A 24,007-nucleotide genomic window follows, 5' to 3' on the forward strand; every position below is an offset into this window, starting at 1 on the left:
TTCAATCTCCGACAGCTGAGTTTTCCCCCCACAGCATACGTGACACCAGGCTGGCTAGAAGGCTCAGGACGTACCAAGTCAGCAGAAAGCCGACGCATTCCAGGGCGAATGACCCCCATTTGTAGAATAGGTCAGCAATAACAAAGGCGATAAGTAGCCAGGGGGCTTCCTGCCGCAAGAATGACTTTACGCCTTGTGATTTAATCGCTCTGTGCATGATGTATATCCCTGAATTATAAATGGTTATAATGTTTTAGACGATAACGGGCGGATGGCGACGTGGTGCGTCATAGCGCTGCTGTGCGAACCAGGTCATGGTTGGTTCGATGTCAGTTTGGGTGTTCCCGCCCTGCAGCGTGTACCCGGCTGCCAGCCAGGTGAAGCCATCATCGGCAACCTCGGCACAGTTGGTGTAGTCGCCCCATTTTCCCAGACCCGGAGTGTCTGTGCCACGTCGAGCGAGGGCCAGCCGCCAAGTCAGATCGATATCGTCGTATGAGCCAACAACATGGCTCGGATGCAAATTCCCACCACCCGCAAAGACCGAAAGCCCTACATCACCAACCCGGTTTACAGCTGTTGAGGGGTAGGCGAACGCGATCTGACTGTTCCAGATATCCGGTTCGTCAATCAATGACATGGTTGCTTCGTCAATGCGGACGGTCCTGACGAAAGGGAGTGGCCTGTTGGTCTGACGATTAGCTGTCCACATAAAGCCCAGAACGCCGCGTCCCAGCCAACCAGCCATAATGCGTGGATCAGTGCGCGACATCCAGTCGCCACCGGTGGTCTGCGCGGAATAATTGCCTGCGGACCAAGGCGTGACATCGATGTCGAATTCATCTACGTCCGAGGCGTTCTCGGCCCATCTGAATACGCGGATCTGCGAGTTCGTGTTGTGGCTGGCAAAGTACATCGCGCCGCGTGCGCCTTGTACGCAGCGCAGAGAAAAGTTGTCTTCTGTTTCGAATATGTCGAATGATAGCGTTGCCGCGGTCGCCAGTTCGTCCAGTGAAATCCGTAGAATGACCGAGCGGGTAAACTGGTTAGCCCCGGCCGAGAACACATTGGTGCCTGCATACATATAGTTTTCGGACAACGAAACGTGGTTATAGTCGAACCACTCCTTGTTCCACGCGGGATCAAGCCCGGCGGGGGTGAAATCCCAAATGTTCCATGTGTCGTTCCCCAAGGTGCGCCCTTGTTTGACCGCAACCCGCAGTGTGTTGGTGCCCCCCTGTTCGATATATTGAAGCAGCCAGATAAGCAGATCCCGGCTTGGGTCGTAAATCGTGGTCTGGTCGCAGCAAAACCCCCCGTCAACAGGTGGGAACAACGTGAAAGGGCTCATGTGAGACCAGCTTTGGCCGCCGTCCAGTGACCGACTTGCATACCAGTTGCCAGTGGCCAGAATCTGGCCTCCGTTGCTGGAAACCGTCGGTTCGCCCACAGTAGAGGTTTGGCCGTTAGTATCGAAATCCGTAAGGTTTATTGTGTTGAAAATCCTTGGCTGATGGGTCGAGGGCATAGCAGCCTCCGTAATCTATTCATGTCAAAAAATGTGCGTAATTGATTAGTAATCCAGTTCCGTCGGATCAGCGTCATTGCCGGATTGATCCGAATTATCTTCTTCCAAAGCAGGCCCGCCCTTTTTGCGAGTTTTTGAGACGCTCTCATCGCGTTCGCTCAGCATTTGCGGGGTCATGAGGCCTGACGCCCCGGCCCGTTCGCTCAGGGCGGAATGGGCCGATGGTTGTGGTCTCACCTCAAGTGTGCCCTTTCGGGTCGTTCGCTTTCCACGTGCTTGATTTGCCATTCAACTCTCCTATCCGTTCGTCAAGAAACGCATCCGAATTCGCAGGTCGTCGGATGGTGTTGAATGTATTTAACATAGCAGATTTGCCCCGACTCTTCAATTGAGCCGGCTCGATGCGGGTCTCGCTTTGCTTGAATCCGCGCGCTAAAGCGGCACCATCCGCGATAAGCGCCCCGATAGCGGGAACAGGCAAGCCTGCAATGAATGATAGATATCCGGTTTGCCGCCAAAGATGGATGTCACGATGTCACCGGATTCATCCACCGCCGGGAACCAGCCGCCATGTTGGTGATCCACGAACGTTTCATTCGCAAAGGTCCAGAGTTTTCTGTACCAAATTTCATCCTCTTGCCTTTTATCCAGTGCGATCAGGGCTCCAACCGCACCAATGGCTTCAGCTACTGGCCACCAGAACCGCGATGCATTTGCGACCCGACCCCCAAAATCCAGCGTATATGCCATGCCGCCGCCGGGCAGCCATGCATCCTTGAGGGCCTGCTCAATCAATCGTCGCGATGACTCGGGCGCGCCCGAGTTTGGTCGGCCTGATAAATCCCAATGCTGCAGCTGAAGTCGCCCAAGCTCGAACGAATGGCCCGGGGTCGTGCCTGCGGGACGGAACATCGGGTCACCGGCATAGCCCCGGTCAATCTGCCAATCTGAGGTGAAATGCTCGGGCAAGCGCCAGTTTTCAACAGGTGCGATCCGGCCGATAAAGAAATCCAGAATACGACCGGCGCGGGTAAGATAGATTTCGTCGCCTGTCGCCTCAAAAGCTGCAAGCAGTGCCTCAACTCCGTGCATATTCGCGTTCATTCCGCGATATGTGGAAAACGGCGTCCAATCGCGGTTCCACTCGTCACAGTACAACCCGGCCTCATCATCCCAGAAATGTGTGTCCAAAACATCTCGGACTTCGGTCAGCAGTTTGTCAGCTTCCGGGTGCCCTATCTGTTTTGCGCTTGAGGCAGCGAGCAGAACAAAGACATGCCCGTAGGCAAGCTTGCGATCATCCTTGATGTTGTCGCCATCCAAAGCCCAAAGGTAACCGGTGTGATCCCGGTCTTTGTGGTGGCTGTTGAGGTAGGCCATACCGTGATCGATGATCCGCTCTGCGCCTTGAAATTCAATCAGATGCCCCAGAGCGTAAGAATGCACTAGGCGTGTAGTCGTGTGCAGTTCCTGCAATGTGTTTGGCAGCGGGCTGCCATCATGGTCGAGGATGAAAAATCCTGGCTCGGTCCGACAACTTGCGCTGAAAAACGCCAACTGTTGCATAGCCTGATCTTTCAACCACGTGCGGTGTTCAGATGAATCAAGCCAAAAGCCCGGTTCGGAACGTGGGCCGGGTGGCAGAGGCAAGGTGTTGTCCATATTCTTCATCTCGCTTGAGGAATCATTCGGAATCGAACGAAAAAGCGCTGCAAAGCGCCAGTCGCCAATGAACCAAACACCGCGAACGAAGGCAATCGGCAAACCCGCATCGGACTGTCAGGGGTTGCCGTTCAGCCGTCGCAGTTGGCGGAAAACTCTTGGTAACTGCTTCAGGTTAATAGGTTAATCCCGGCCAGAATTACCACGGCGATGAACAACGTCTCCACTATGATGAGGGCGATTGCGGCTGCACCGACCGACAGGATTTGTTTAAGGTTTGTCTTCATCCCAACAGCTGCGATCGCAACAAGCAACAACCATCGAGAGCATTGGCTTAGAAATTCTGAAATCGCTGGCGGGATCAATCCGAATGAGGATGCCGCAGCGAGAACCAGAAATCCTAACACGAATCCCGGCAACAGCGGTGGGCGTTTCCCGTCTGCGTCCATTTCAGCAAAGCCACGAATAATCAGTGAAGCGACCAAAACCACTGGTGCCAGCATCGCCACGCGGAACAATTTGACCAGCGTCGCTGTATCTCCGGTTTGTTCCGAGATCGAAAATCCCGCGCCGACAACCTGAGCCACATCATGGATGGTGCCACCCAGAAACACACCGCCCGCAACATCGTTCATCCCTAATGAGCGTACGAGGATCGGATAGGCGATCATGGCGATGGTGGACAAAACGGTCACGCCCATGACAGTAAAAATCAGACGCTCTTCCGAGCGTTCGTCCTTGGGCAGGATTGCACTGATCGCCATTGCCGCCGATGCACCGCAAATTGCGACCGAACCGGCGGTCAGAAAGGCAAAGCGCCATTTGTGGCCAAAAAAACGAGCTACGGACAGGCCAAAACCTATGGTCAACAGCACTCCGACGATCACAAGGGCAATCAGGTCCCAGCCCAGACCCAGCATCAGGGTCATCGACACGCGCACACCCAGCAAGGCCACGCCAAGGCGCAGAAGTGTGCGTGCGGCGAATCCGATCCCTTCAACGGTTTTTCCTTCTTCGCCGAGAAAGCTGACCGCAATCCCCAATAGAAGGGCAAGCAGCATGGCCGGGGTAGCATAATGCTCGGACAGGAACTTGGCGGCGACGGCAACGGTTACGGCAATCATGACGCCGGGAAAGAGCGTGCGAACACGCTCCTTGCTCCGCTCGGTGAGGGATAGGTCTGAGGGATCGGCGGACGCCATAACGGATAGTCTTTCGTTTGTAAGGAATGGGTCGCGAGCCCGCACGAAGGGGCAGGCGAGCTGCCGAGTTTAGGGTTCGCGCGCCTGCAGGATGGTCACCGCGATTATCTGCGTCACATCTTCTGCGCTGCATCCGCGCGATAGATCATTGGCCGGTTTGGCGAGCCCCTGCAAAACCGGACCGATCGCCAGATAACCGCCCAGCCGTTGAGTCATCTTGTACCCGATATTTCCGGCATCCAGATTTGGGAAAATCTTGACGTTCGACTGACCCGCGACCGAGGACCCGGGGGATTTTCGCTCACCAATCGACGGCACGAAGGCGGCATCAAATTGCAGCTCTCCATCCACATTCAACTCTGGGTGTTTCGCCCGCAGAATTTCTGTCGCGTTGACGACTTTGTCCACCGCTGGGTGTTGGGCGCTGCCTTTTGTTGAGAAACTCAACATCGCGATCTTTGGCTCTTCCTGCAGCAATGCCCGCGCGGAAACCGCTGAAGCAGCTGCAATGTTTGCCAGTTCTTCGGAGGTCGGATCGATCACCAAGCCGCAGTCAGAATAGAGCATGGCGCGCGCGCCCTCAGCGGCGGCCTCGGGTGGGTACATCAGAAAGAACGAGGATACCATACCAGCATCAGGCTTCATTCCAATAACCTGGATGGCAGTTCTGACGACATCGCCCGTGGTATGGACCGCCCCGCCCACGGTTCCTGTTGCGTGCCCCATTCGCACCAGCATCGCGGCAAAGACCAGCGGCGATTCTGCGGCTTTGCGTGCCTTGGCTTCATCGACACCTTTGTGTCTGCGCAGAGAATGATACTCGGCCGCAAAAGCGTCAGTCAGTTCCGAATGCGCAGGATCATGGATGGCAATACCATCCCCGGCAGAGCCACCTTCTGCCGCTAGCGCGGCTTTAACGTCGGCCTCAGGCCCAACGAGAATAATATTGGCCAGACCAGCCTTATGGGCGGCTAATCCTCCGGCAACAATGCGGGGATCGGTGCCTTCGCTCAGCGCTACAACTGGGCGGGTTTCCGAGGCACTGGCCGCCAACAACTCGATCGGTGTTTTCGTCATGCGTCTCGGTTCCTGAACTGTAGTTAATCGGTGTCAGAACAGGTGCCTTGAGGTTAACGATGATCGTTTTGGCGCTGTTCCGATTTCGTTTCTTGATTGCTTGGTTCTGGTTCACCGTCAAGCTGTTGCCGATAGGTCCAGAATCGCCATCTGGCTATAGGAGGCGGCTACTCTGGACTTACGGGGTCACTCGATCAGAACCTTGGCGGGGTCAGCCCGGCCTGAAACCAGTTGATGAAAGTGACGATAGAAAACACTGGCAAACCGGTCGCTTGCTGTATGTCCGCCGCGTAAGGGCACATGTTTGTACATTCCAGAACAATTGCACCAAGGTCGGGATTGCCCGCTTGCAGCGCTAGCGCCGCCTCAACATTGTCGTCGCGGGCTTTGTCCACATCCAGCGTCAATGCGTTTTCGAGAATAGCGGTTGTGAATTCGCTGCCGCCTTCGGTGGTGCCAATCGGAGTTCCGTCGGGGACCTGTGCCTTTCGCAGGTGCTCATCCGTAAGTGTTGAGGCGGAGATGGTTAGAATGCCGGCGCGCTTTCCTGCAGGAAGGATACGGTTCACCATATCGACCTGCATCATCGAGGACGTCGCGACCGGAACAGGAACCGCCTCGGCCAGTTCATCCTGAAACAGCGAAAGAAAGCCGCAATTGGTGGTGATCCCGTCTACCCCGTCTTTGACAAGTTCCCGTGCGGCATCGATGAACGCTCCAAGCATTCCTTCAGCACCTTGTCGGACCACAAGATCAGGCGAGGCGTTGCGCACGATGCGGTAGAGCACGGGAAACGGCCATGTCCGAGCGTTGCCCATATCACCGGGAATACGTGGAAACTGTGCGTCCAACATCAGGATGCCGACAGATGCGCCGTATATGGATTTTCCGCCCTGCGCGATCATGACTGCGCCTCCTGAATGATGCGGGTCGAGATATCGTCGGACCCTTCCATATAGATGCTTGATATCCCATGGCGCACCGCGTCCTGCACCTGATCCATCCGCTTGTTGATATGGGTGCCCAAAGCCTGCGCGGCCTCATCAGCGTCGCGGTTCATCAAGGCCTGCATGACGCGCTTATGTTCGTCTTTTGAGCGTTGGACCCGGTCCAGACTCATGGAAATCCATCGGATATAGCGAATGCGCTCATTAATCCGCATCAGGGTTTGCAGCAATTCCATGTTGCCAGACAGCCGGGCGATGCCCAGATGAAACGCTTCATCTCGCGTGACGGCCTCTTCAACGGTAAGCCCGGTGATATCGATACCCGTCGCATAAAGTTCGTCGTGAAGCGCCTGCAGTTGTTCTGTGGTGGCCTTGGTGCACGCTGCGCGGACGGCGGCGGTTTCGATGATTTGGCGCAGCTCGAACAGGTCAAAAATGCTTTGGGCATCCAATGGGCGGCAAAAGAAACCCTGTCCCGGGCGGAAGTCGAATAAACGTTCGGCGACCAGCCGGTTCAGTGCTTCGCGCAAAGGGGTGCGGCTGACGCCCAGCTCTTTCGACAGGGCGACCTCGTTCAAACGATCGCCGGGACGCAGGCGGAATGAAACCGCCATGGCCTTCACCTGATCGTAGATATCATCAACGCGTGGACCTGCCATTGGTACTGCCTTTTGGTCGTTGCCCCACAGGTGCCACAGGCCAGTCTTGAAATCAATATACAAAACTGTATACAGATCTGTGTGCAGATTAGATTGAGGGAGTCGCCGACCATGACAGGAACGAATTACCTGACCGGAGCCGAGGCAATGGTCCGTATGCTTGAGGCGCATGGCGTGAAGCACATGTTCGGCCTATGTGGTGATACAACCTTGCCATTCTATGATGCGCTATCTCGGATGGATCACGGTATTCAGCACATTCTGACGCGGGATGAACGTCATGCGGCCTACATGGCGGATGGTTATGCAAGGGTGACAGGTAAGCCGGGTGTCTGCGAAGGCCCGTCTGGAGGCGGGGCGACATACATCCTACCTGGGGTGGTCGAAGCCAACGAAAGCTCGGTTCCTATTCTTGCGATCACCTCGGATGTGGCGACAACCAGCCGGGGAAAGTACCCGCTGACCGAATTGGACCAACCCGCGCTGTTCAAGCCGCTGGCCAAGTGGAATGCGTCGCTGGATGACGCCACACGATTGCCGGCCATGGTACGTGCGGCATTCCGGGCTATGACCACCGGAACACCTGGGGCCACACATCTTGCCTTACCCTTCGACACTCAGAAGGCGCAGGTGGATGAGGCTGAGATCTGGGCGGATGCGCGGCACCGCAGCTATCCGGCGGAACGCGCAGGTCCCGATCTGGATGCAATAGAGGCGGCGGCAGAGATACTGGCAAAATCAAAGTCTGCGGTTGCCGTTTGTGGCGGTGGACCCGTTCTGTCAGGGGCAAGCGACGCACTGCGCCGGGTCGCGGGTCTGTTGGACATGCCCGTCGCCACGACTGTGTCGGGGCAGGGCTCGATTGCCGAGACAGACCCGCTCGCGCTTGGTGTTGTCGGATCGAATGGCGGGGTGCCTGCCACCCGCGCTGTGGTAGATGCGGCGGATGTCGTTCTGTTCATCGGATGTCGCGCAGGATCCGTCACGACCGAGCGCTGGAGAAGCCCTGCGCGCGATGCCACCATCATTCATATCGACAGTGACCCGATGGTGATCGGAGCCAACTATCCGACCGAAGTCGCTATTTGTGCCGACGCGCGTCTCGCGCTGGAAGCATTGGCGGACGCATTGGCGGCACGCCAAGACCTGCCCAGGCTGGGCGGGGCGGCCAAATCAAACGCGGCATGGGCGGCCAAATTGGCTGCGTTCGCCCCGCTTGCAGCCAGCCGAGAAACGCCGATCCGGCCCGAGGCTGTCATGGCTTCGCTAATGGATATCCTGGATGATGATGCGATTGTTGTCGCTGATCCCGGCACGCCATGCCCATATTTCAGCGCGCATTACCGCTGGCGGACACCGGGGCGGCATTTCATCACTAACCGGGCGCATGGGGCGTTGGGGTATTCATTGGGTGCTGCAATGGGTGCGCATATTGGGCGGCCTTCGGTCAAAACCTTGTCGGTGATGGGTGACGGCTCATTCGGCTTTGCCTGTGGTGAGTTCGAAACCATGGTGCGGCACAACATGCCGATCACCTCAATTGTATTCTCGAACTCGGTCTTTGGCTGGATCAAGGCCGGACAGGACGCAGGGTTTGGGCAGAGATACTACAATGTTGATTTCAACCGCACCGACCACGCCGCTGTTGCAAGCGCCTTTGGTGTGAAATCATGGACTGTCAAAGATCCCGAAGACCTGTCCAAAGTTCTGAAACAGGCTATCGAGCATGATGGCCCGACATTGGTCGACATTCACTCACAACCGCTTCACGAGGCCGCTGCACCGGTTTCGGAATGGGTGGCATAAGAGGCGATCGAAGGGGTTAGCTGAGCCAGAAAATCCTGTGCAATCGTTGATAGGGGCCGCCCTTTCGCGGTGATAATGGCCAGATCAAGCATCACAGCCGGTCGGAAGGGGCGGGTTTGATACCCGCTCTCGTCGTCAAAGGTGACAGTGAAGGGATCGATCATCGCGACCCCCATACCCTGCTTGACGAAACTCAGCAGGTTTTCTGACAGATGGGTGTGAATCTGGGTCCGCCAGTTGCGCCCCGCTGATTGGAAGATGTCCCGAGTTCGTCGGTGGGTTTGATGCTCTGGCCCCATCACGATGAATGGTTCGTTTTCAAGAATTTCAGGTGTGAGTACATCATAATCTGCCAAAGGGCTGGTTTCCGGAAAGGTCGCCAGCGTTTCGAACTCAAAGACCTGATAGTTCAGTGTGTCATGCAGAATGGGCATCTCGACAATGCCGATCTCAAACAGGCCAGAGATTACCCATTCTTGAATCTTCGAGGAATACTGCGACTGAAAGCTTACCGACAGGTTCGGGCGGCTTTCTGCGAAGCGAGCGATCTCACGCGGCATGAAGCCGAAGGATAGCAGATGTGGTGCGGCGATCTGCAATTGACCCGGATGCTTGTTCTGCAGATCCGTGACCGCCTGCGCTACGTGATCCAGCCCCCGAACAACCGTATCAACCTCGCGGTATAGAAGTTCAGCTTCTGGCGTAGGCAGCAACCGGCCTTTGTTGCGTTCAAACAGCGGCAAACGCGCTTCGCGCTCTAGCTGTGCCAACAGATTGCTGATCCCGGGCTGTGAAATCCCAAGCACCGAGGCCGCACCCGTGACAGTGCCGGTTTCCATGATGGCGTGAAAAGCCTGTAGCTGACGAAATCGCAGGGACATCGCTATAGTATCATTTTTCCTGATGACCTCTAGATAATATAGTATTTGAAATGATATCCTCGTCAAGGCAGGCTTCGGCCATTGGCAGGGGGTGCAATGGGCGATCTGACACAGAAAATCATCGGCTATGATCTCTGGCATCTTGAGTTGCCCGTGACGTCTCGCCGTGATCATGGCATCGGGTCCGTCGAAGGAACATGCGAAGTCGTCGTCCTGCGGCTGAGATCCGAGGACGGCAATGAAGGATTTGGAGAGGCCTCTCCCTGGTCTGTCTTCACGGGCACCCCAGAGGCCACTTATGCAGCCCTTGATCGCTATTTGCGCCCTCTTGTGGTTGGGGCCAGAGTGGGCGATCGTTCAGCGATCATGGCACAGGCAGCTTATGCCGTGGCTCATTGCACCGAGGCGAAAGCTGCATTGGAAACCGCTTTGCTGGATCTTGCGGGCAGAATCAGCAAGGTTCCTGTTTGGTCTCTGCTGGGCGGGAAGTGCCGGGCAACCATTCCACTCAGTTGCTCAATTGCGAACCCGGATTTTGCTCAGGATGTTGAGCTGCTGTCACAATTGCAGGCCGATGGCGTTCGGATTGTAAAGCTCAAGACCGGGTTCAAAGATCACGCCTTCGATATCATGCGGTTGGAGTATCTCGCGCAGAACCATCCGGATTTCAGGGTTCGTGTTGATTACAATCAGGGACTCAGTATCGAGGATGCACCGGCACAGGTTCACGATGTTGCGCAATTCGCTCCGGATTTCATTGAGCAACCTGTCCGCGCTCATCAATTCAGCATGATGGGCAAGTTGCGACAGATGATTGACGTCCCACTTCTGGCTGATGAGAGCGTCTTTGGCCCCGAAGACATGGAACGGGCAGCGCGTGACGGTATCTGTGACGGGGTTTCAGTGAAAATCATGAAATCAGGTGGCCCGACGCGAGGCCAGACTGTGGCCCGTATCGCTGCTGCACATGGTTTGACAGCCTATGGCGGTGATATGTTCGAGGCCGGATTGGCGCATCTGGCAGGCACACATATGATTGCTGCAACACCTGAGATAACGTTGGGCTGCGAGTTCTATCAAGCCTCCTACTTCCTGAAAGAAGACATTCTTGAAAGCCCCTTCCAAATAAGCAGCGGCGAAGTTGTAGTTCCTGACGCACCCGGGCTCGGCAACAGACCTGATGTAACCAAGCTTGAGCATTATGCAGTGGCCAAGGCGGTGGGGGCATGAGCGAGAAGAAGACCATAGCGATCATCGGCGCTGGGATTGTTGGCGTTTCAGCCGCAATCTGGCTGCAGCGGGATGGTCACGAGGTAATCCTGATCGACAAGGCCGGACCGGGAGAGGGCACCTCGCACGGCAATGGGGGCGTATTGGCGTCATGCTCGATTGTTCCGGTGACTGTTCCAGGGCTGCTCCGGAAGGCGCCCAAAATGCTGCTCAGCCCGTCACAACCGTTATTTCTGAGATGGGGGTATCTTCCAAAGCTGATTCCTTGGCTAACAAAATATCTGAGTCATGCGAATGCATCAGATGTGGAACGCATCGCGTCAGCTTTGACGCCAATTGTTGGCGATAGCCTGAACGACCACAAAGCGCTGGCCGAGGGCACAGGCGCTGAAAAGTGGATCGTGCCGTCTGACTATCTGTTCCTGTACAAGGACCGCGCGCATTTCAATGATGATGCGTTTGGCTGGGACATTCGGCGCAGAAACGGATTCACATGGGACGAATTGGAAGGCCCGGGCTTTCACGCCTACGACCCGGTCTATAGTGAAGATATCGGTTTTGCGGCGAAACTTTCGGATCATGGCCATATCACGGATCCAGGTCGGTACGTCAAAGATCTGGCGGCGTATGTCGAGGCACATGGGGGCACAATCCTGCGTGCAGCGGTCGATGACGTGGTTCAGAAAAACGGTCGTGTAACCGGTATACGGGCGGCAGGCGAAACCATCGCGTGTGATACGGCAATTGTAACTGCGGGCGTTTGGTCGGGGCCTTTGGCCAAGCGTTTAGGCATTTCTGTTCCCCTTGAAACCGAACGCGGCTATCATCTTGAATTGGTGGAGCCTTCTGCCATGCCGCGCAGTCCGGTCATGGTGGTTTCCGGCAAATTTGTCGCCACACCGATGGATGGCCGCATTCGTTTGGCTGGCATCGTGGAATTTGGCGGTCTTGATGCGCCACCCTCACGCGCGCCGTTTGAATTGATGCGCAAGAATGCCCGGATGGCCTTCCCGGGTTTGACATGGAAGGAGGAAGTGGAATGGATGGGGCACCGCCCAGCACCAACCGACTCGATCCCGATTATCGGTGAGGTTCCGGGGATCAGCGGTGCGTATATGGGCTTTGGGCACCATCACATTGGCCTGACAGGCGGGCCGAAAACGGGGCGACTTCTGGCCCAGATGATTGCGGGCAGAACACCGAACACTGACATGAGCGTCTACGCGCCCTCGCGTTTCGCAACATAGAAATGACTGGCGAAGAACGCCGGCGTCTCAAAACTCAACAGGGAGAAACATGATGAAAAAACTGACAAGCCTTCTGGCAGCAACCGCTCTGACGGCTGCCGCAGCAGCGCCAGTAATGGCAGAGAAATGGGATATGCCGATGGCCTATTCGGCATCGAATTTCCATTCGGCCACCGGCGCGGAGTTCGCCAAATGTGTCACCACAGGAACCGGTGGTGAGATTGAAATCGTCACACACCCGTCCGGCTCGCTGTTCAAAGGTGCCGACATCAAGCGTGCGATCCAGACCGGGCAAGCCCCGATTGGTGAGCGTCTGCTGTCTGGGCACCAGAACGAAAACGCGCTGTTCGGCTTTGACTCGATCCCATTCCTGGCAACGTCGTTCGACGACAGCGCCAAGCTGTGGGATGCGGCAAAGCCGTCCATCGAAAAGCTGCTGGCTGAACAGAACCTGACGCTGCTTTACGCCGTGCCTTGGCCGCCTCAAGGGCTTTATTTCAAGAACGAAGTGAACTCGGTTGCGGATATGGAGGGGATCAAGTTCCGCTCCTATAACAACGCCACCTCACGCCTGGCCGAACTGACTGGTATGCTGCCCGTCACCATCGAGGCGGCTGAGATCAGCCAGGCCTTTGCCACCGGAGTAGCGGATTCCATGGTGTCGTCCGGGTCGACCGGCTATGACCGGAAGGTCTGGGAAAGTCTGAACTACTTCTATGAAGTGGATGCCTGGCTGCCGCGCAACTACGTGATGGTCAACTCAGACGTCTGGGCCGGTGTCTCGGATGCGAACAAGAACGTCATCAAAGGCTGTGCGGAACTGGCCGAGTATGCAGGTAACTGGCGTGCCAAGGAATATACCGGCTTTACGCTTCAGGGTCTGCGCGATGGCGGCATGACAGTTGGTCCTGCATCCGAACAGATGACGAATGAGCTTAAAGAAATCGGTGTCACCATGACCAACGAATGGCTTGAGGCCGCCGGTGACGAAGGCAAAGCCATCGTCGACGCGTTTAACTCTCAATAATCGTTCGAATGCGGGCGGCAGTTCATCCTGCCGCCTGCTCCCAATCCACAAAAAGCACAGGGGGACAGCATGGCGGCAATGCGAGGGCTCAGGTCCGTACTGGATTTCATTTATCTGGCAGCAGGGGTTCTGGCGGCGCTCAGCCTGATTGCCATTCTGGTGTTGATTGTTGTGCAAATGCTGGCCCGTTGGACCGGTGAGGTGTTTCCCGGCGCGCCGGATTATGCTGGATACGCGATGGCCGCTGCGTCTTTTCTGGCCTTCGCCAACGCCCTGAACCGAGGCAGCCATATTAGAGTCTCTATTCTCCTGAATGCGGTTCCCGATGGCTTTCGCAGAATTCTGGAAATCTGGTGCTTTGCGATTGGTTCGGCGGTCATGTGGTATTTCTGCTGGTATGCCTATCGCTTTGTGTACTGGAGCTGGAAGTTCAACGATATCAGCCAGGGGCAAGATAAAACCGCCCTTTGGATACCGCAATCTACCATGCTGATCGGAGCGGTCATTCTGGCCATCGCGCTGACCGATCACCTGTTCCATGTCCTGTTCAAGGGTGATCACCGCATCACCCGTGATCTGGCCGATCAGAGCCACGGAGAGTAAGAGCATGGAAAATATATCCGTTATTATCCTCTTCCTCTTTGTCCTTTTCACCTTGCTGGGCACTGGTGTCTGGGTCGGGCTGGCCCTGATGGGCGTTGCCTGGGTCGGGATGGAGTTGTTCACGACGCGCCCCGTAGGCGATGTGATGATAACGACCATTTGGTCGGCGTCCTCTTCCTGGACCCTGACCGCACTGCCGATGTTCATCTGGATGGGCGAAATCCTCTACCGAACGCGATTGTCCGAAGACATGTTCAAAGGCCTGTCGCCGTGGATGGCACCGCTCCCTGGCGGGCTGGTCCATACGAACATCGTGGGGTGTACAGTGTTTGCCGCTGTCTCGGGCTCGTCTGCGGCGACGCTGACCACGGTTGGCAAGATGTCGATCCCGGAACTGCGAAAGCGCAACTATCCTGAACGCATGGTCATCGGCACGCTGACGGGTGCGGCTACGCTTGGCCTGATGATTCCGCCGTCGCTGACGTTGATCGTCTATGGGGTGACGATCAATGAATCGATTACCAAGCTGTTCTTTGCTGGCATCCTGCCCGGTCTCGTGCTGGCGGCGATGTTCATGGGCTACGTCGCCATCTATTCCAAAGTTGGCAAAGACTGGAACCCCAACGATGAGAGCAAGTTGACCTTCTCCGAAAAGGTCAAAAACTCTCGCTTCCTGTTGCCGGTGATCCTGCTGATCATGGTTGTGATCGGGTCGATGTATCTGGGCTATGCCACGGCGACCGAGGCGGCGGCTTTCGGCGTGATTGGCGGGCTGCTGCTGGCTGCAGGACAGGGATCTTTGAACTGGAAGACGTTCACCGAAAGCCTGATGGGCGCAACCCGCACCAGCGCCATGATCGCGCTGATCCTCGCGGGCGCCGCGTTCCTGTCCTTGTCGATGGGCTTTACCGGCCTGCCGCGCGGGCTTGCGGATTTGATCGCGGGGTGGGAACTGACCCGGTTTGAACTGCTGATGGTTCTGCTGGTCTTCTACGTCATTCTGGGCTGCTTCCTTGATGGGATTTCTTCGGTTGTGCTGACCATGGCCGTTGTCGAGCCGATGATCCGCGATGCTGGCATCGATCTGATCTGGTTCGGTATCTTCATCGTGGTCGTTGTCGAGATGGCCCAGATCACACCGCCCATCGGATTCAACCTGTTCGTGATGCAGGGCATGACCAATCATGAGATGAGCTATATCGCGCGCGCTGCGATCCCGATGTTCCTGATCATGGTGCTGATGGTGTTCGTTCTGATCTGGTTCCCTGAACTGGCCACATGGTTGCCCGAAAACCTGCGTCAGAGTCCCGGTGGGTAGACGCCGTTGAGCCCGCTTCACCTCGCGGCGCGTCACGGCCCATATGTGTTGGTCTCGGGTCTTGCTGCGGGCCTTTTGCTACCGGGATTGGCCGCGCCGATGCGGCCTCTCTTGCCGCCTTTGGTCATGCTTCTGCTGTTTCTGACGCTGCTGCGAATGCAGCCGGGGGCCATAGTGGGTTCGCTGGTTGACCTGAGAAAGGTCGCGGGAACGATCGCCGCCTTTCAATTGGTTTTGCCATTGTCTGTGGTTGTGATTGGAATTGCCTGCGGATGGACTGATTCGCCGGTATTTTTGGCGTTGCTGATCATGGCTGCAGCCCCCTCAATATCCGGCAGTCCCAATATGTGTCTGATGATGGGCTATTCAGCGGAACCGGCAATGCGACTGGTCGTGGTTGGTACGGCTGTTTTGCCACTGACCGCGTTGCCGATCTTTTGGGTGATGCCGGAATTGGGTGATCTCAGGGCCGTCCTGATGTCCGCACTTCGGCTTTTTCTGACGATTACCATCGCGACTCTCGCGGCGGTCATACTGCGCCGCACGGTGCTGCGCCAACCGTCAAAAGCCATGCTTTTGAACTTGGAAGGTGCGGCGACAATTACCCTGTCCATTTTCGTGGTCGGCCTCATGCCATCACTGAGCGCGACTGCACTTGTGGATCCGCGCGCCGCGCTGCTCTGGATCGCGTTCGCCTGCCTGATCAACTTTGGGGCACAGATTGTTTCATTCCAATTCACACGAACTCGAATGCCCGGTGCCGAGGCTACGGCAGTTTCTCTGATCGCCGGGAACCGGAACATTGCGATATTCTTCGTGGCGCTGCCGCCCGAAGTGACCGCGCCGATCATGGTGTTTATCGGGGCGTATCAAATCCCGATGTACCTGACGCCGTTGATCATGCGCCGACTGTATCAGACGGCTGCCACAACCAGTTGATTTGGGTCAGAGGGGTTGGCGGAACCAGCCCTAACGCTGATCCCCGACCCCGACGCCGACATAGGTCTCAAACCCCGATCCCAGAACCATGGTGGACGAGTAGATATTGCGCAGGTCGACCATGCGGGGGGATTTCATCGTTTCCGCCAGCTCGCTCAGGTTCAGGGCGCGGAACTCGTTCCATTCCGTCAGCAAGACGACAACATCTGCATCTTTGGCTGCTGCGTAAGGGTCATCCATCCACTGGACGCCCGGCAGCAGCGCTTCGCCCTCGGCGCGGCCCTGTGGATCGACAACGCGGACCTGGGCACCACCACCGATCAGGGCGGGAACGATGGTCAGGGAAGGCGCGTCGCGCATGTCATCGGTGTTGGGCTTGAAGGTTACGCCCAATACGGCGACGGTCTTGCCATTAAAGCTGTCGTTGCAGGCATCCCGGATCTTCTCGATCATCCGCTTCTTGACCTCATCGTTTACGCGGATGACGGTCTCGGTGATCTGCATCGGGTGGGCGAAATCCTGTCCGATCCGGGCAAGTGCTGCGGTGTCTTTCGGGAAACACGAGCCGCCATAGCCGGGGCCTGCGTGCAGGAACTTGTTGCCGATCCGCCCGTCCAGGCCAATACCGCGCGCCACCTCTTTGACATCGCCGCCTGCGCGTTCGCACAGACCTGCGATTTCATTGATGAACGTGATCTTGGTCGCCAGAAACGCGTTTGCCGCGTATTTGATCATCTCGGCACTTTCCAGATCGGTGGTCAGGATCGGGAAGTCGCGCAGATAAAGCGGACGATAGATCTCAGCCATGACATCCGCCGCTCGTTCGCTTTCGACCCCAACAACAACACGGTCCGGGCGCATGAAATCATCTATCGCGGCACCCTCGCGCAGGAATTCGGGATTCGAGGCGACGTCGAACTCGGCCATGGGATTTGCGCCGGAGACAACTTCATGAACCTTGCGGTTGGTGCCAACCGGAACGGTCGATTTGGTAACGACAACCGTATAGCCGGTAATGGCCTGTGCGATTTCTTCGGCGGCGGCCATCACGTAGGTCAGATCAGCATGCCCGTCCCCGCGGCGCGTCGGTGTGCCCACCGCGATGAACACCGCGTCCGCGCCGTCGACGGCAGCGATCAGGTCGGTGGTAAAGGTCAGGCGGCCAGCAGCCACGTTCTTGGCCATGAGCACATCAAGGCCCGGCTCGTAAATCGGCACTTCTCCATCCTGAAGCATCTTGATCTTGCGATCGGATTTATCGACGCAAATCACATCATGGCCAAAGTCCGAAAAGCAAACCCCGGACACCAAACCGACATATCCGGTGCCAATCATCGCAATGCGCATTTATCGAATTCCTTCTTTTGGGTTTCGCCAATGGCGCATTTCCTGGTCTCTTTCAACCGCTGAACTAAGAGCTTTTGGGGCTCGATAATTACAACCGCCTAAGCATTGCCGGCTTGCTTTCGACAACAGCTCGGCACTTCTGAGGTGTTGCGGGCGATAGGGCAAAATCATCAGACTGTCTCTTGGCGACCGAATATGCTTGTTGTGGTGAATTGTTCAAGTACTGTTCGTGGCTTGAGTTGAACTGGCTATCTGGTCTCGGCGAAGAACGGCGTGTTGCGATCAAGATTCGTTGCCAGATCGGATTTCCGACGATGTCATTCGTTCGACCGCTGGCGCGCATTCTCAATCCTACATGTAATATCAGGCACTTCTTCGCTTCAGCAGGCGTTGGGCATAGCCAGAATGCGAAGCTTCATATAGTCTCACAATCAGTTTTCGTGGTGTCGAGCGGCGGTGCGAGCAATCTGTTAATTGTTTTAAGGCTTCGCGATGGGGGGCATGTTCTCGTTTTTGGGTTCCGGGGAAGGCGTTGGCCTTAAATCTCCACGCCGCATGAGCGCCGGTCGCGGAGCGCGCTGATGGTGCTGCACCCCACCGGCCCGGAAACTGATCTTGGCGCGATGGAGCACCGCCATCTGACTGTCATGATGGTGGATCTTGTCGAGTCTACGGTATTGGCTCAAATGCTTGAGCCCGAAGATTTGCTGTCTACGACATTACGTTATCATAAACTGGTCGAACAAATTGCCGATGAGTTCGGGGGCAGGGTGCTGCAGATCGTGGGCGACGGTATCCTCGTCGCCTTTGGTTGGCCTGCTGCGTCTGAAAATAATGCCGAGCGCGCTCTACGCGCTGCGCTGCGCATCCATACTGATCTGCCCGCAATGGCGGGTCCGCTCGATCTCAGGTGCCGGATTGGGATCGCATCCGGCGTAGTTCTTGTCGGGGACATCGCGCTTGGGACCAATATTCAGCCGGACGCGATTTTTGGATCGACGCTAAATCTTGCGGCACGTCTTCAGTCGTTGGCGACCCCCGGTGGAACAATGGTTTCTGCGGCAACACGAGCGCTTGGGGCCGAACAAATGGAGTTCGAGCCGCAAGGCGTTCAGAACCTCGCGGGGTTCGACCGGCCTGTTCCAGTTTATCGATTGACCGGTGAAGGCAAGGATCAGGCACGCCGCCATAACCGCACCCCGTTGCTTGGCCGCAAAGCCGAACGCGGACAACTCCGCCGCGCGTGGAAAGATGTGGAAGCCGGAAGAGGGCGGGTGATTCACATATTGGGTGAGGCAGGGATTGGCAAATCGCACCTGATCCGTGATCTGCGTTCGTCGGTCGGGCCGCAGGCATGGGTGACCTATCACTGCAGCCCGTTCCATGTCAGCACACCGTTCTTTCCCTTCATATCACAGGTCGAACGGTGGTGCGGCATCCACAATCAGGACGATATTGCCGCGCGTCGCAACCGGTTGTCAGAACATCTGAGCGATATTCTGGACGACGCGCAACTTCGCACGCTGTATTTCATTCTTGCCCCGGGCCCTGGCGACAGCGGGACGACCAGTGAGGACGAACTGCGCGCGCAACTGAGTGACATATTCATCCGCGTCTACCAAAAACTCAGCCGAGAGGGGCCGGTGCTTGTCGTGGTTGAGGATATGCAATGGGTCGACCCATCGACCCTTTCGGTGCTGCGCGACGTGGCCGAGCATCTGACATCACTTCCCGTCCTGATGTTGATGGTTTCGCGGATGCCGGCGCCATCAGCGATCAAAGAGAGCATACCGTCTCTTGAGCAATTGTCGCTTCCACCGCTCGATGATGCGACATCGTCAGAACTGGCCAAGGCGGCCTCGGGTGAGCGCCTTGACGACCGCACCACGGCGCAGATTTTGGCGCGGGGCAATGGCGTGCCCCTTTTCATCAAGGAGTGCTCTGCCGCCATCGCTGCGTCGCCTGAACGTATCGTGGACAACATTCCCGCCACCTTGCATGACCTCCTGGCGCAACAGGTTGACGAGGTCGGAGAACTCCGACGTGCCGCGATCGAGGCCGCTGTTATTGGTGGTGCCTTTGGGGCGCCTTTGCTGGCTCAGATCAGTGAACTGACTGAAGACGAGTCCGAAGACGCGATCTTTGGGCTCGCCGCCACGGGTATTTTGCAACATCTGCCCGGCGCGAATGACGACGCAGAAATGATCTGGCGGTTCCGCCATGAATTGGTGCGTGAGGCGGCATATCAAAGCCTTGTGCGGGACCGTCGCATTCATTTGCATCGACGCACGGCAGAAGCCCTTGCCGCCCAACCGGAAGCCGCCCGACAGCCTGAACAAATAGCGCGGCACTGGGAACTGGCCGGTGAAACAACGAAGGCGGTGGCCGCTTGGTCGGAGGCCGCGCGGCTGAACCTGAGGCGCCACGCAAATCGCGAAGGGGCTCAGCATGCCCGAAACGGATTGCGGCTGTTGGACGAGTTGCCCGCAGGCCAACGCGATAAAGCTGAATTGAACTTGCAATTCCTTCTGGCCGCTGCCGAACGCGTGCATGTCGGTTATGGTGCCAAGCCCGCAATCGATGCCTTTGGGCGCAGTTTTGAACTGGCTGAAAAGCTGGGCGACAGGCGTACTCTTGTGCGCGCGGGCAGGGGTCTGTTTACCGCTGCAATGGTCAAAGGTGATTACCAGAACGCCGAGCAATGGGGGCAAGCGATCATCGATGCGTATGACGATCACCACACCCGAATGGTTGGAAACTACATCTGTGGGGCCGCGCTATCCCCGCGCGGTCGGTTTCAGGATGCGGCAGCAGCTCTGGAACAAGCGGCGTCTCATGCGGATGCGCATCGCGCCGAAGCTGGAAACAGCCCCGATATTGCAGCCGTGATACAAATCGAGAGTATGAGCGCGCTGGTTGACAGCTTTCAGGGCAAAACTGAGGCGGCACTCGCCAAAGCCAAGCGGGCAGTTGGCGCCGCGATGACGTCGGGCCAGCCCTTGATCATTGCAAATGCAATGCACTGGTTGACCGAAATCCACATGCAGATGGACCACCCGGATTATGCGCGTATGGCCGAGGCGCTGAGCGCGGCTGTTCAGGACAAGGGCGGCCCTTATTACCAAGCTGTTGCAACGGCCCATCTTGCCGGGGCTGCCATCAGAACCGGCGAGGCCACAGAGGGCGTGGCCATGCTGCAGGCCGCTTGGGGAAGGATGCACGCAACGGGTGCCGAGGCGGCTGGCGTGCTCGTCAACGCCGAGCTCGCACGGGGCTATCTTGCTCTGGGTGAGATTCAGAAAGGGTTGGATGCGGTGGAGGCTGGTCTGACATGTGCAGAAAACACTGACGAGCGGAACTATGAGGCTGAAATCCACCGGATAAAGGCGGCTCTTCTACTGGAACAAGGTGCTCCGTTCGACGCGGCTGAGGCGGCTTTGCGTGAAGCTATAGCCGTGGCGAATGATCAGGGCGCGGCGCTGTATGAATTGCGCGCGCTGAGTGATCTTGCCTGCATCCGGCCAGCCGATACGGAAGTTGCCGCGCGGATTACTGAGCTGGAAGAGCGCGCGGTCGCGTCTTAGGTCCCGCCGGGACGTCGACCTAAAGTGCAGTCTTCGGGTTGCAGGTCCAAGCCAACAAAACGCGCCACCTGCGAGAATGACGAAGTTTTCTTCAGCAACTGAAAACCTTTCTCTGAAAAAGTCTCAGCCGAGTACAAATTTTTGGATACCATCGGGTTGTTCATAAGCTGCGTGATCGCGTCATACGCCACCATCGATGTCATCAGATCGCCCATGATCACATCGCCCTTGTGCTGTTCCGCAAAGAGACCAGGGAACAACTCGACCCTATTGACGTCGCAATAGAGCCGGCTCAGGTCGGCAATCAATTCTTCCGCAAACGGCTGATCACCAATCATCTCAGTAAAGCTTGAATGCGGTTTGCGGCAGAAATGATGACGATAAGTGTTCAGCGACGGAAGACGCGCCTTACGCGTCAGGGCAATTGTAGCTTCGACAGGGGCAGGAGCACCGGGCGCAGGCCTTTGGAACAGGAAATCGGGCGTGTTGCGCAGCGACATGCGGGCCGCAGGTTGGCGCGACAATGATCGGATCATTTCCGCCAAGCCTGTTTGTTCGACCAGTCGTGGATTGAATCTGAACCCCTCCGGGCCAACCTGTGCGCCGTCGATTATGAATCGCTCGGGGATCATCGAATGCCAGCGGTAGAGCAAATTGAACTCAATCGCGATCTGATTGGAATGATGCCAAGGTTGCCAGCGATTGACGCCAACGGGTAGTTTGAAAGGCATATTGGCGATGTGGGCGATGTAGTCCTCAAGCACAAGCTTGATCAGCAATGCGATCAAGGTGCAGCGTGTAGTCTGGAACACACGCTCTTTATCCCAGCCTGATATGCCGCGCTTTTCGCGCCACAACAGATCGGCAAAGGTGTTATGGGCGCGCAACATCAGTGTATTGATCGTGATATAGCCTATCGTACCATTGCCATTATCGAGCCCGGTTGCATGAAAATCGAGCAGTAGCTGGTCGATTGCGTGATCGCTGAGACCCGGATGCGCCCGTTTCACCGCATTCCAAAGCTTGCAGGGATCGTGCAACGGCTTTCCGCAATTCTCGCCAGTGGCGAGACTGCCATCAAAAGGGGGTGCTAGCTTAACACCACCGGATTGGTTTTTTTGAAACAGCTTCGGAGCCCACATCTCGCCCTGTGTATCCAGACGAAAGGCCAGCCGGTGGGTTAGTTCATTGGTATCGGGATCGCGTTCGCGCAGCATGTCGGTCTGAAAATCGTTCAGCCCGTAGATTTGGCACAGATCGACCTCGTGGTTCGAATCCGTCTGATCAACCGGTCCTTTCGCCCCAAAGGTGCGAAGGAAACTGTCGGTAAACCATTGTGCGGCCGAGATAAACAATAGTGTCGATCCTTGCGGGCACATCAAGGTAAGCGGGCTGCCATCCATTTGTGTCCGTCGCTGAAAGAGATCAGCAACTTCGCTTTCCGACGGCAGGACGGGTGAGAGGTCTTCTGGCGTCGTATGCCGACCGATCCAGCGATGGGAAAACACGCCGGGCCATGTCGTGTAGTCTGCGCCCATTGTATAGGGCCGCGGTCGGTGGATCTTCGCGGCGTTTGCAAGCCTGATCGCGGCCAAATAACTCGTAACGGGTGGGGAGATCTTGAATCCGAGTTTGATCAGATCATCAACGTCCAGCATCAATACATCTCCGTTTGGTCATCGGTTCGGGAACCGGGCGCGGGCCAGGCTCAGATAGGTTCTGAGCCGGATCGCATTAATCGGTCCTAAAGGTTCGTGATCTGCCGTGACACGCCAGGGCGAGAAGCTCATCGCGTCGCCATTCTGCGGATCAAATTCTGCACCTTTGGGAATCGTGATATCCGCCACGGGCGTGACGGTATGATGGTACGGATCAAGAGGTGCATCTGGTTGCGGATCGCATGCCCACCGGATGCGATTGTCTAGCACATCGAATTCGTCGGCCGGGCGCGGGGGCTCAATCACACACAGCTCGAAGTGATTATCTCCATCGGCCACGTCTTGCCGCAAACACTGCCCGATCCCATCTGGATCGTCTACCGGATGTGCCGGAATTTTTGGTTTAGCGCTGCGGGCCAGGTATCGGACTGTTAGATCGGGGCCCAGCCGATACGGTGTTGTCGACCAGAAATGGACCTCAAAAGGCGAGTGCATATAGTTCGAGGCAAAATCACTCGCGACGCGAAACTGACGCTTGCCTTCACGAGTGAGGAAGGTGCGAAATCCTGCGCGCAGCCCTTTGGTGATCAACCTAAGGCTCCATTTTCGTCGCCCTTTGATCGCGTGCTGGACCGCTTGTAATGTGGCGACAAGCCTGCCCAATCGCTCATATTCATCGGGGACGTAGCTGGGAAACACATCCTGATCGACCAATACGAAATCGAACTCGTCGCTGAGTTGTGTGGTCCCCAGATGCGCAAGTGCTTCGGCGTCGATCAGCTTGGGGCCAGGCACATCAAAAAGCTTGATCGCCATCCCGTGGGCATCCGATTTCCGGTCATCCAGATGCGCGCCGTTGGAAAAGCGAAGTGCGGCTGAATAGGCTGCGGGCTGTTCAAACAGGCCGTGACGGAACTGTTCTGGTAGATCGTTTCTGACGGTGAATATTGCAGCTACACACCCGTGACTGCGCCCATGCTGAGCCCTTAAGCGATGGCCTTTCCACCGTGCAACGGCCTCGAGATTGTGGTCAATGACATCATCAACAATATCCGGCGGCAATGCGTTTTGCGAAACATGTGTCAAAGAACCGTCTCCTTGGATAAACCCAGGCAATGATCAAACAGGGGTAAGGTGCTGACAAAGCTAAACCTCTAAATTTGTTCAGCTTACCTCAGATTGTCTAATTTCCAAACACACCAACTATGGACAACCGTGGCCAGACAAATTCGGCGCGCAGCCCAACCCATTCGGTTGGTGCTACGGACACGTGGTTGCCCGCGCTCGATCCT

At 56.6% G+C, this 24,007-nt stretch carries 20 protein-coding genes; 8 read left to right on the forward strand and 12 right to left on the reverse strand.

Annotation, left to right across the window (positions count from 1 at the left end; all coding sequences use genetic code 11):
- Window position 1 precedes the first annotated feature (1 nt).
- The 8 genes from ACR0A1_RS12085 to ACR0A1_RS12120 form a co-directional block, all read right to left on the reverse strand.
- Window positions 2-217, reverse strand: coding sequence for a hypothetical protein (locus ACR0A1_RS12085; protein ID WP_170422521.1), 216 nt, complete (start codon window positions 215-217; stop codon window positions 2-4).
- A 36-nt stretch (window positions 218-253) separates the two neighbouring features.
- On the reverse strand, window positions 254-1,528 hold the full coding sequence (locus ACR0A1_RS12090; protein ID WP_480867669.1) for a hypothetical protein: 1,275 nt from the start codon (window positions 1,526-1,528) through the stop codon (window positions 254-256).
- Between the two features lie 45 nt (window positions 1,529-1,573).
- Window positions 1,574-1,816, reverse strand: a complete 243-nt coding sequence (locus ACR0A1_RS12095; protein WP_480867671.1) for a hypothetical protein — start codon at window positions 1,814-1,816, stop codon at window positions 1,574-1,576.
- Window positions 1,817-1,960: 144 nt separating this feature from the next.
- Window positions 1,961-3,190, reverse strand: a complete 1,230-nt coding sequence (locus tag ACR0A1_RS12100) for an AGE family epimerase/isomerase (RefSeq protein WP_480867673.1) — start codon at window positions 3,188-3,190, stop codon at window positions 1,961-1,963.
- A 170-nt stretch (window positions 3,191-3,360) separates the two neighbouring features.
- A complete protein-coding gene (locus ACR0A1_RS12105) occupies window positions 3,361-4,392 on the reverse strand; it encodes a putative sulfate exporter family transporter (protein ID WP_170732609.1) in 1,032 nt (343 codons plus the stop codon).
- Between the two features lie 69 nt (window positions 4,393-4,461).
- Window positions 4,462-5,469 (reverse strand): phosphate acetyltransferase, encoded by a 1,008-nt coding sequence (pta, locus tag ACR0A1_RS12110; protein WP_480867675.1) that lies wholly within the window; start codon window positions 5,467-5,469, stop codon window positions 4,462-4,464.
- A 194-nt stretch (window positions 5,470-5,663) separates the two neighbouring features.
- Entirely contained in the window at window positions 5,664-6,374 is a 711-nt protein-coding gene (locus ACR0A1_RS12115; protein WP_170393787.1) for an aspartate/glutamate racemase family protein, read from the reverse strand.
- A complete protein-coding gene (locus ACR0A1_RS12120; RefSeq protein ID WP_170562158.1) occupies window positions 6,371-7,075 on the reverse strand; it encodes a GntR family transcriptional regulator in 705 nt (234 codons plus the stop codon). The genes ACR0A1_RS12115 and ACR0A1_RS12120 overlap by 4 nt, the downstream gene beginning before the upstream one ends.
- Window positions 7,076-7,186: 111 nt before the next feature.
- Here ACR0A1_RS12120 and ACR0A1_RS12125 point away from each other — a divergent pair, with 111 nt between their 5' ends.
- Entirely contained in the window at window positions 7,187-8,881 is a 1,695-nt protein-coding gene (locus tag ACR0A1_RS12125; protein ID WP_480867678.1) for a thiamine pyrophosphate-binding protein, read from the forward strand.
- Here ACR0A1_RS12125 and ACR0A1_RS12130 read toward each other — a convergent pair.
- The gene (locus ACR0A1_RS12130; RefSeq protein WP_170406952.1) at window positions 8,842-9,762 is read right to left on the reverse strand and encodes a LysR family transcriptional regulator; all 921 of its coding nucleotides are present in this window, start codon (window positions 9,760-9,762) and stop codon (window positions 8,842-8,844) included. The genes ACR0A1_RS12125 and ACR0A1_RS12130 overlap by 40 nt on opposite strands.
- 96 nt (window positions 9,763-9,858) lie before the next feature.
- Here ACR0A1_RS12130 and ACR0A1_RS12135 point away from each other — a divergent pair, with 96 nt between their 5' ends.
- The 6 genes from ACR0A1_RS12135 (at window position 9,859) to ACR0A1_RS12160 (ending at window position 16,126) form a co-directional block, all read left to right on the forward strand.
- Window positions 9,859-10,992 (forward strand): enolase C-terminal domain-like protein, encoded by a 1,134-nt coding sequence (locus ACR0A1_RS12135; protein WP_480867680.1) that lies wholly within the window; start codon window positions 9,859-9,861, stop codon window positions 10,990-10,992.
- A complete protein-coding gene (locus ACR0A1_RS12140; RefSeq protein WP_480867681.1) occupies window positions 10,989-12,239 on the forward strand; it encodes an NAD(P)/FAD-dependent oxidoreductase in 1,251 nt (416 codons plus the stop codon). Before ACR0A1_RS12135 ends, ACR0A1_RS12140 begins: the two co-directional genes overlap by 4 nt.
- Before the next feature lie 52 nt (window positions 12,240-12,291).
- Window positions 12,292-13,266, forward strand: a complete 975-nt coding sequence (locus tag ACR0A1_RS12145; RefSeq protein WP_170393799.1) for a TRAP transporter substrate-binding protein — start codon at window positions 12,292-12,294, stop codon at window positions 13,264-13,266.
- Between the two features lie 69 nt (window positions 13,267-13,335).
- Complete coding sequence (locus ACR0A1_RS12150) at window positions 13,336-13,869, forward strand: TRAP transporter small permease (protein WP_170406962.1); 534 nt, start codon at window positions 13,336-13,338, stop codon at window positions 13,867-13,869.
- A 4-nt stretch (window positions 13,870-13,873) separates the two neighbouring features.
- The gene (locus ACR0A1_RS12155) at window positions 13,874-15,187 is read left to right on the forward strand and encodes a TRAP transporter large permease subunit (protein ID WP_170393803.1); all 1,314 of its coding nucleotides are present in this window, start codon (window positions 13,874-13,876) and stop codon (window positions 15,185-15,187) included.
- 6 nt (window positions 15,188-15,193) lie between these two features.
- Window positions 15,194-16,126 carry a hypothetical protein gene (locus tag ACR0A1_RS12160; RefSeq protein WP_480867684.1) on the forward strand — a complete coding sequence of 311 codons (933 nt, stop codon included), beginning with the start codon at window positions 15,194-15,196 and terminating at the stop codon, window positions 16,124-16,126.
- Window positions 16,127-16,156: 30 nt separating this feature from the next.
- On the opposite strand, the gene ACR0A1_RS12165 is transcribed toward ACR0A1_RS12160, so the two are convergent.
- A complete protein-coding gene (locus ACR0A1_RS12165; RefSeq protein WP_480867686.1) occupies window positions 16,157-17,473 on the reverse strand; it encodes a UDP-glucose dehydrogenase family protein in 1,317 nt (438 codons plus the stop codon).
- Between the two features lie 581 nt (window positions 17,474-18,054).
- Here ACR0A1_RS12165 and ACR0A1_RS12170 point away from each other — a divergent pair.
- The gene (locus ACR0A1_RS12170) at window positions 18,055-21,057 is read left to right on the forward strand and encodes an ATP-binding protein (RefSeq protein WP_480867688.1); all 3,003 of its coding nucleotides are present in this window, start codon (window positions 18,055-18,057) and stop codon (window positions 21,055-21,057) included.
- On the opposite strand, the gene ACR0A1_RS12175 is transcribed toward ACR0A1_RS12170, so the two are convergent.
- Together ACR0A1_RS12175 and ACR0A1_RS12180 are read right to left on the reverse strand one after the other, a co-directional pair.
- Window positions 21,054-22,715, reverse strand: a complete 1,662-nt coding sequence (locus ACR0A1_RS12175) for a peroxidase family protein (protein ID WP_480867689.1) — start codon at window positions 22,713-22,715, stop codon at window positions 21,054-21,056. The two genes, ACR0A1_RS12170 and ACR0A1_RS12175, sit on opposite strands and share 4 nt — an antisense overlap.
- Window positions 22,716-22,733: 18 nt before the next feature.
- A complete protein-coding gene (locus tag ACR0A1_RS12180; protein ID WP_480867691.1) occupies window positions 22,734-23,801 on the reverse strand; it encodes a catalase family protein in 1,068 nt (355 codons plus the stop codon).
- Window positions 23,802-24,007 lie beyond the last annotated feature (206 nt).

The organism is Ruegeria sp. D6, from assembly GCF_056534365.1.

Bases quoted from the DNA above. Each gene is read 5' to 3' on its own strand.
- ACR0A1_RS12085 (WP_170422521.1), bottom strand. From the start codon at position 217: ATGCACAGAGCGATTAAATCACAAGGCGTAAAGTCATTCTTGCGGCAG.
- ACR0A1_RS12090 (WP_480867669.1), bottom strand. From the start codon at position 1,528: ATGCCCTCGACCCATCAGCCAAGGATTTTCAACACAATAAACCTTACG.
- ACR0A1_RS12095 (WP_480867671.1), bottom strand. From the start codon at position 1,816: ATGGCAAATCAAGCACGTGGAAAGCGAACGACCCGAAAGGGCACACTT.
- ACR0A1_RS12100 (WP_480867673.1), bottom strand. From the start codon at position 3,190: ATGGACAACACCTTGCCTCTGCCACCCGGCCCACGTTCCGAACCGGGC.
- ACR0A1_RS12105 (WP_170732609.1), bottom strand. From the start codon at position 4,392: ATGGCGTCCGCCGATCCCTCAGACCTATCCCTCACCGAGCGGAGCAAG.
- pta (WP_480867675.1), bottom strand. From the start codon at position 5,469: ATGACGAAAACACCGATCGAGTTGTTGGCGGCCAGTGCCTCGGAAACC.
- ACR0A1_RS12115 (WP_170393787.1), bottom strand. From the start codon at position 6,374: ATGATCGCGCAGGGCGGAAAATCCATATACGGCGCATCTGTCGGCATC.
- ACR0A1_RS12120 (WP_170562158.1), bottom strand. From the start codon at position 7,075: ATGGCAGGTCCACGCGTTGATGATATCTACGATCAGGTGAAGGCCATG.
- ACR0A1_RS12125 (WP_480867678.1), top strand. From the start codon at position 7,187: ATGACAGGAACGAATTACCTGACCGGAGCCGAGGCAATGGTCCGTATG.
- ACR0A1_RS12130 (WP_170406952.1), bottom strand. From the start codon at position 9,762: ATGTCCCTGCGATTTCGTCAGCTACAGGCTTTTCACGCCATCATGGAA.
- ACR0A1_RS12135 (WP_480867680.1), top strand. From the start codon at position 9,859: ATGGGCGATCTGACACAGAAAATCATCGGCTATGATCTCTGGCATCTT.
- ACR0A1_RS12140 (WP_480867681.1), top strand. From the start codon at position 10,989: ATGAGCGAGAAGAAGACCATAGCGATCATCGGCGCTGGGATTGTTGGC.
- ACR0A1_RS12145 (WP_170393799.1), top strand. From the start codon at position 12,292: ATGAAAAAACTGACAAGCCTTCTGGCAGCAACCGCTCTGACGGCTGCC.
- ACR0A1_RS12150 (WP_170406962.1), top strand. From the start codon at position 13,336: ATGGCGGCAATGCGAGGGCTCAGGTCCGTACTGGATTTCATTTATCTG.
- ACR0A1_RS12155 (WP_170393803.1), top strand. From the start codon at position 13,874: ATGGAAAATATATCCGTTATTATCCTCTTCCTCTTTGTCCTTTTCACC.
- ACR0A1_RS12165 (WP_480867686.1), bottom strand. From the start codon at position 17,473: ATGCGCATTGCGATGATTGGCACCGGATATGTCGGTTTGGTGTCCGGG.
- ACR0A1_RS12170 (WP_480867688.1), top strand. From the start codon at position 18,055: ATGGTGCTGCACCCCACCGGCCCGGAAACTGATCTTGGCGCGATGGAG.
- ACR0A1_RS12175 (WP_480867689.1), bottom strand. From the start codon at position 22,715: ATGCTGGACGTTGATGATCTGATCAAACTCGGATTCAAGATCTCCCCA.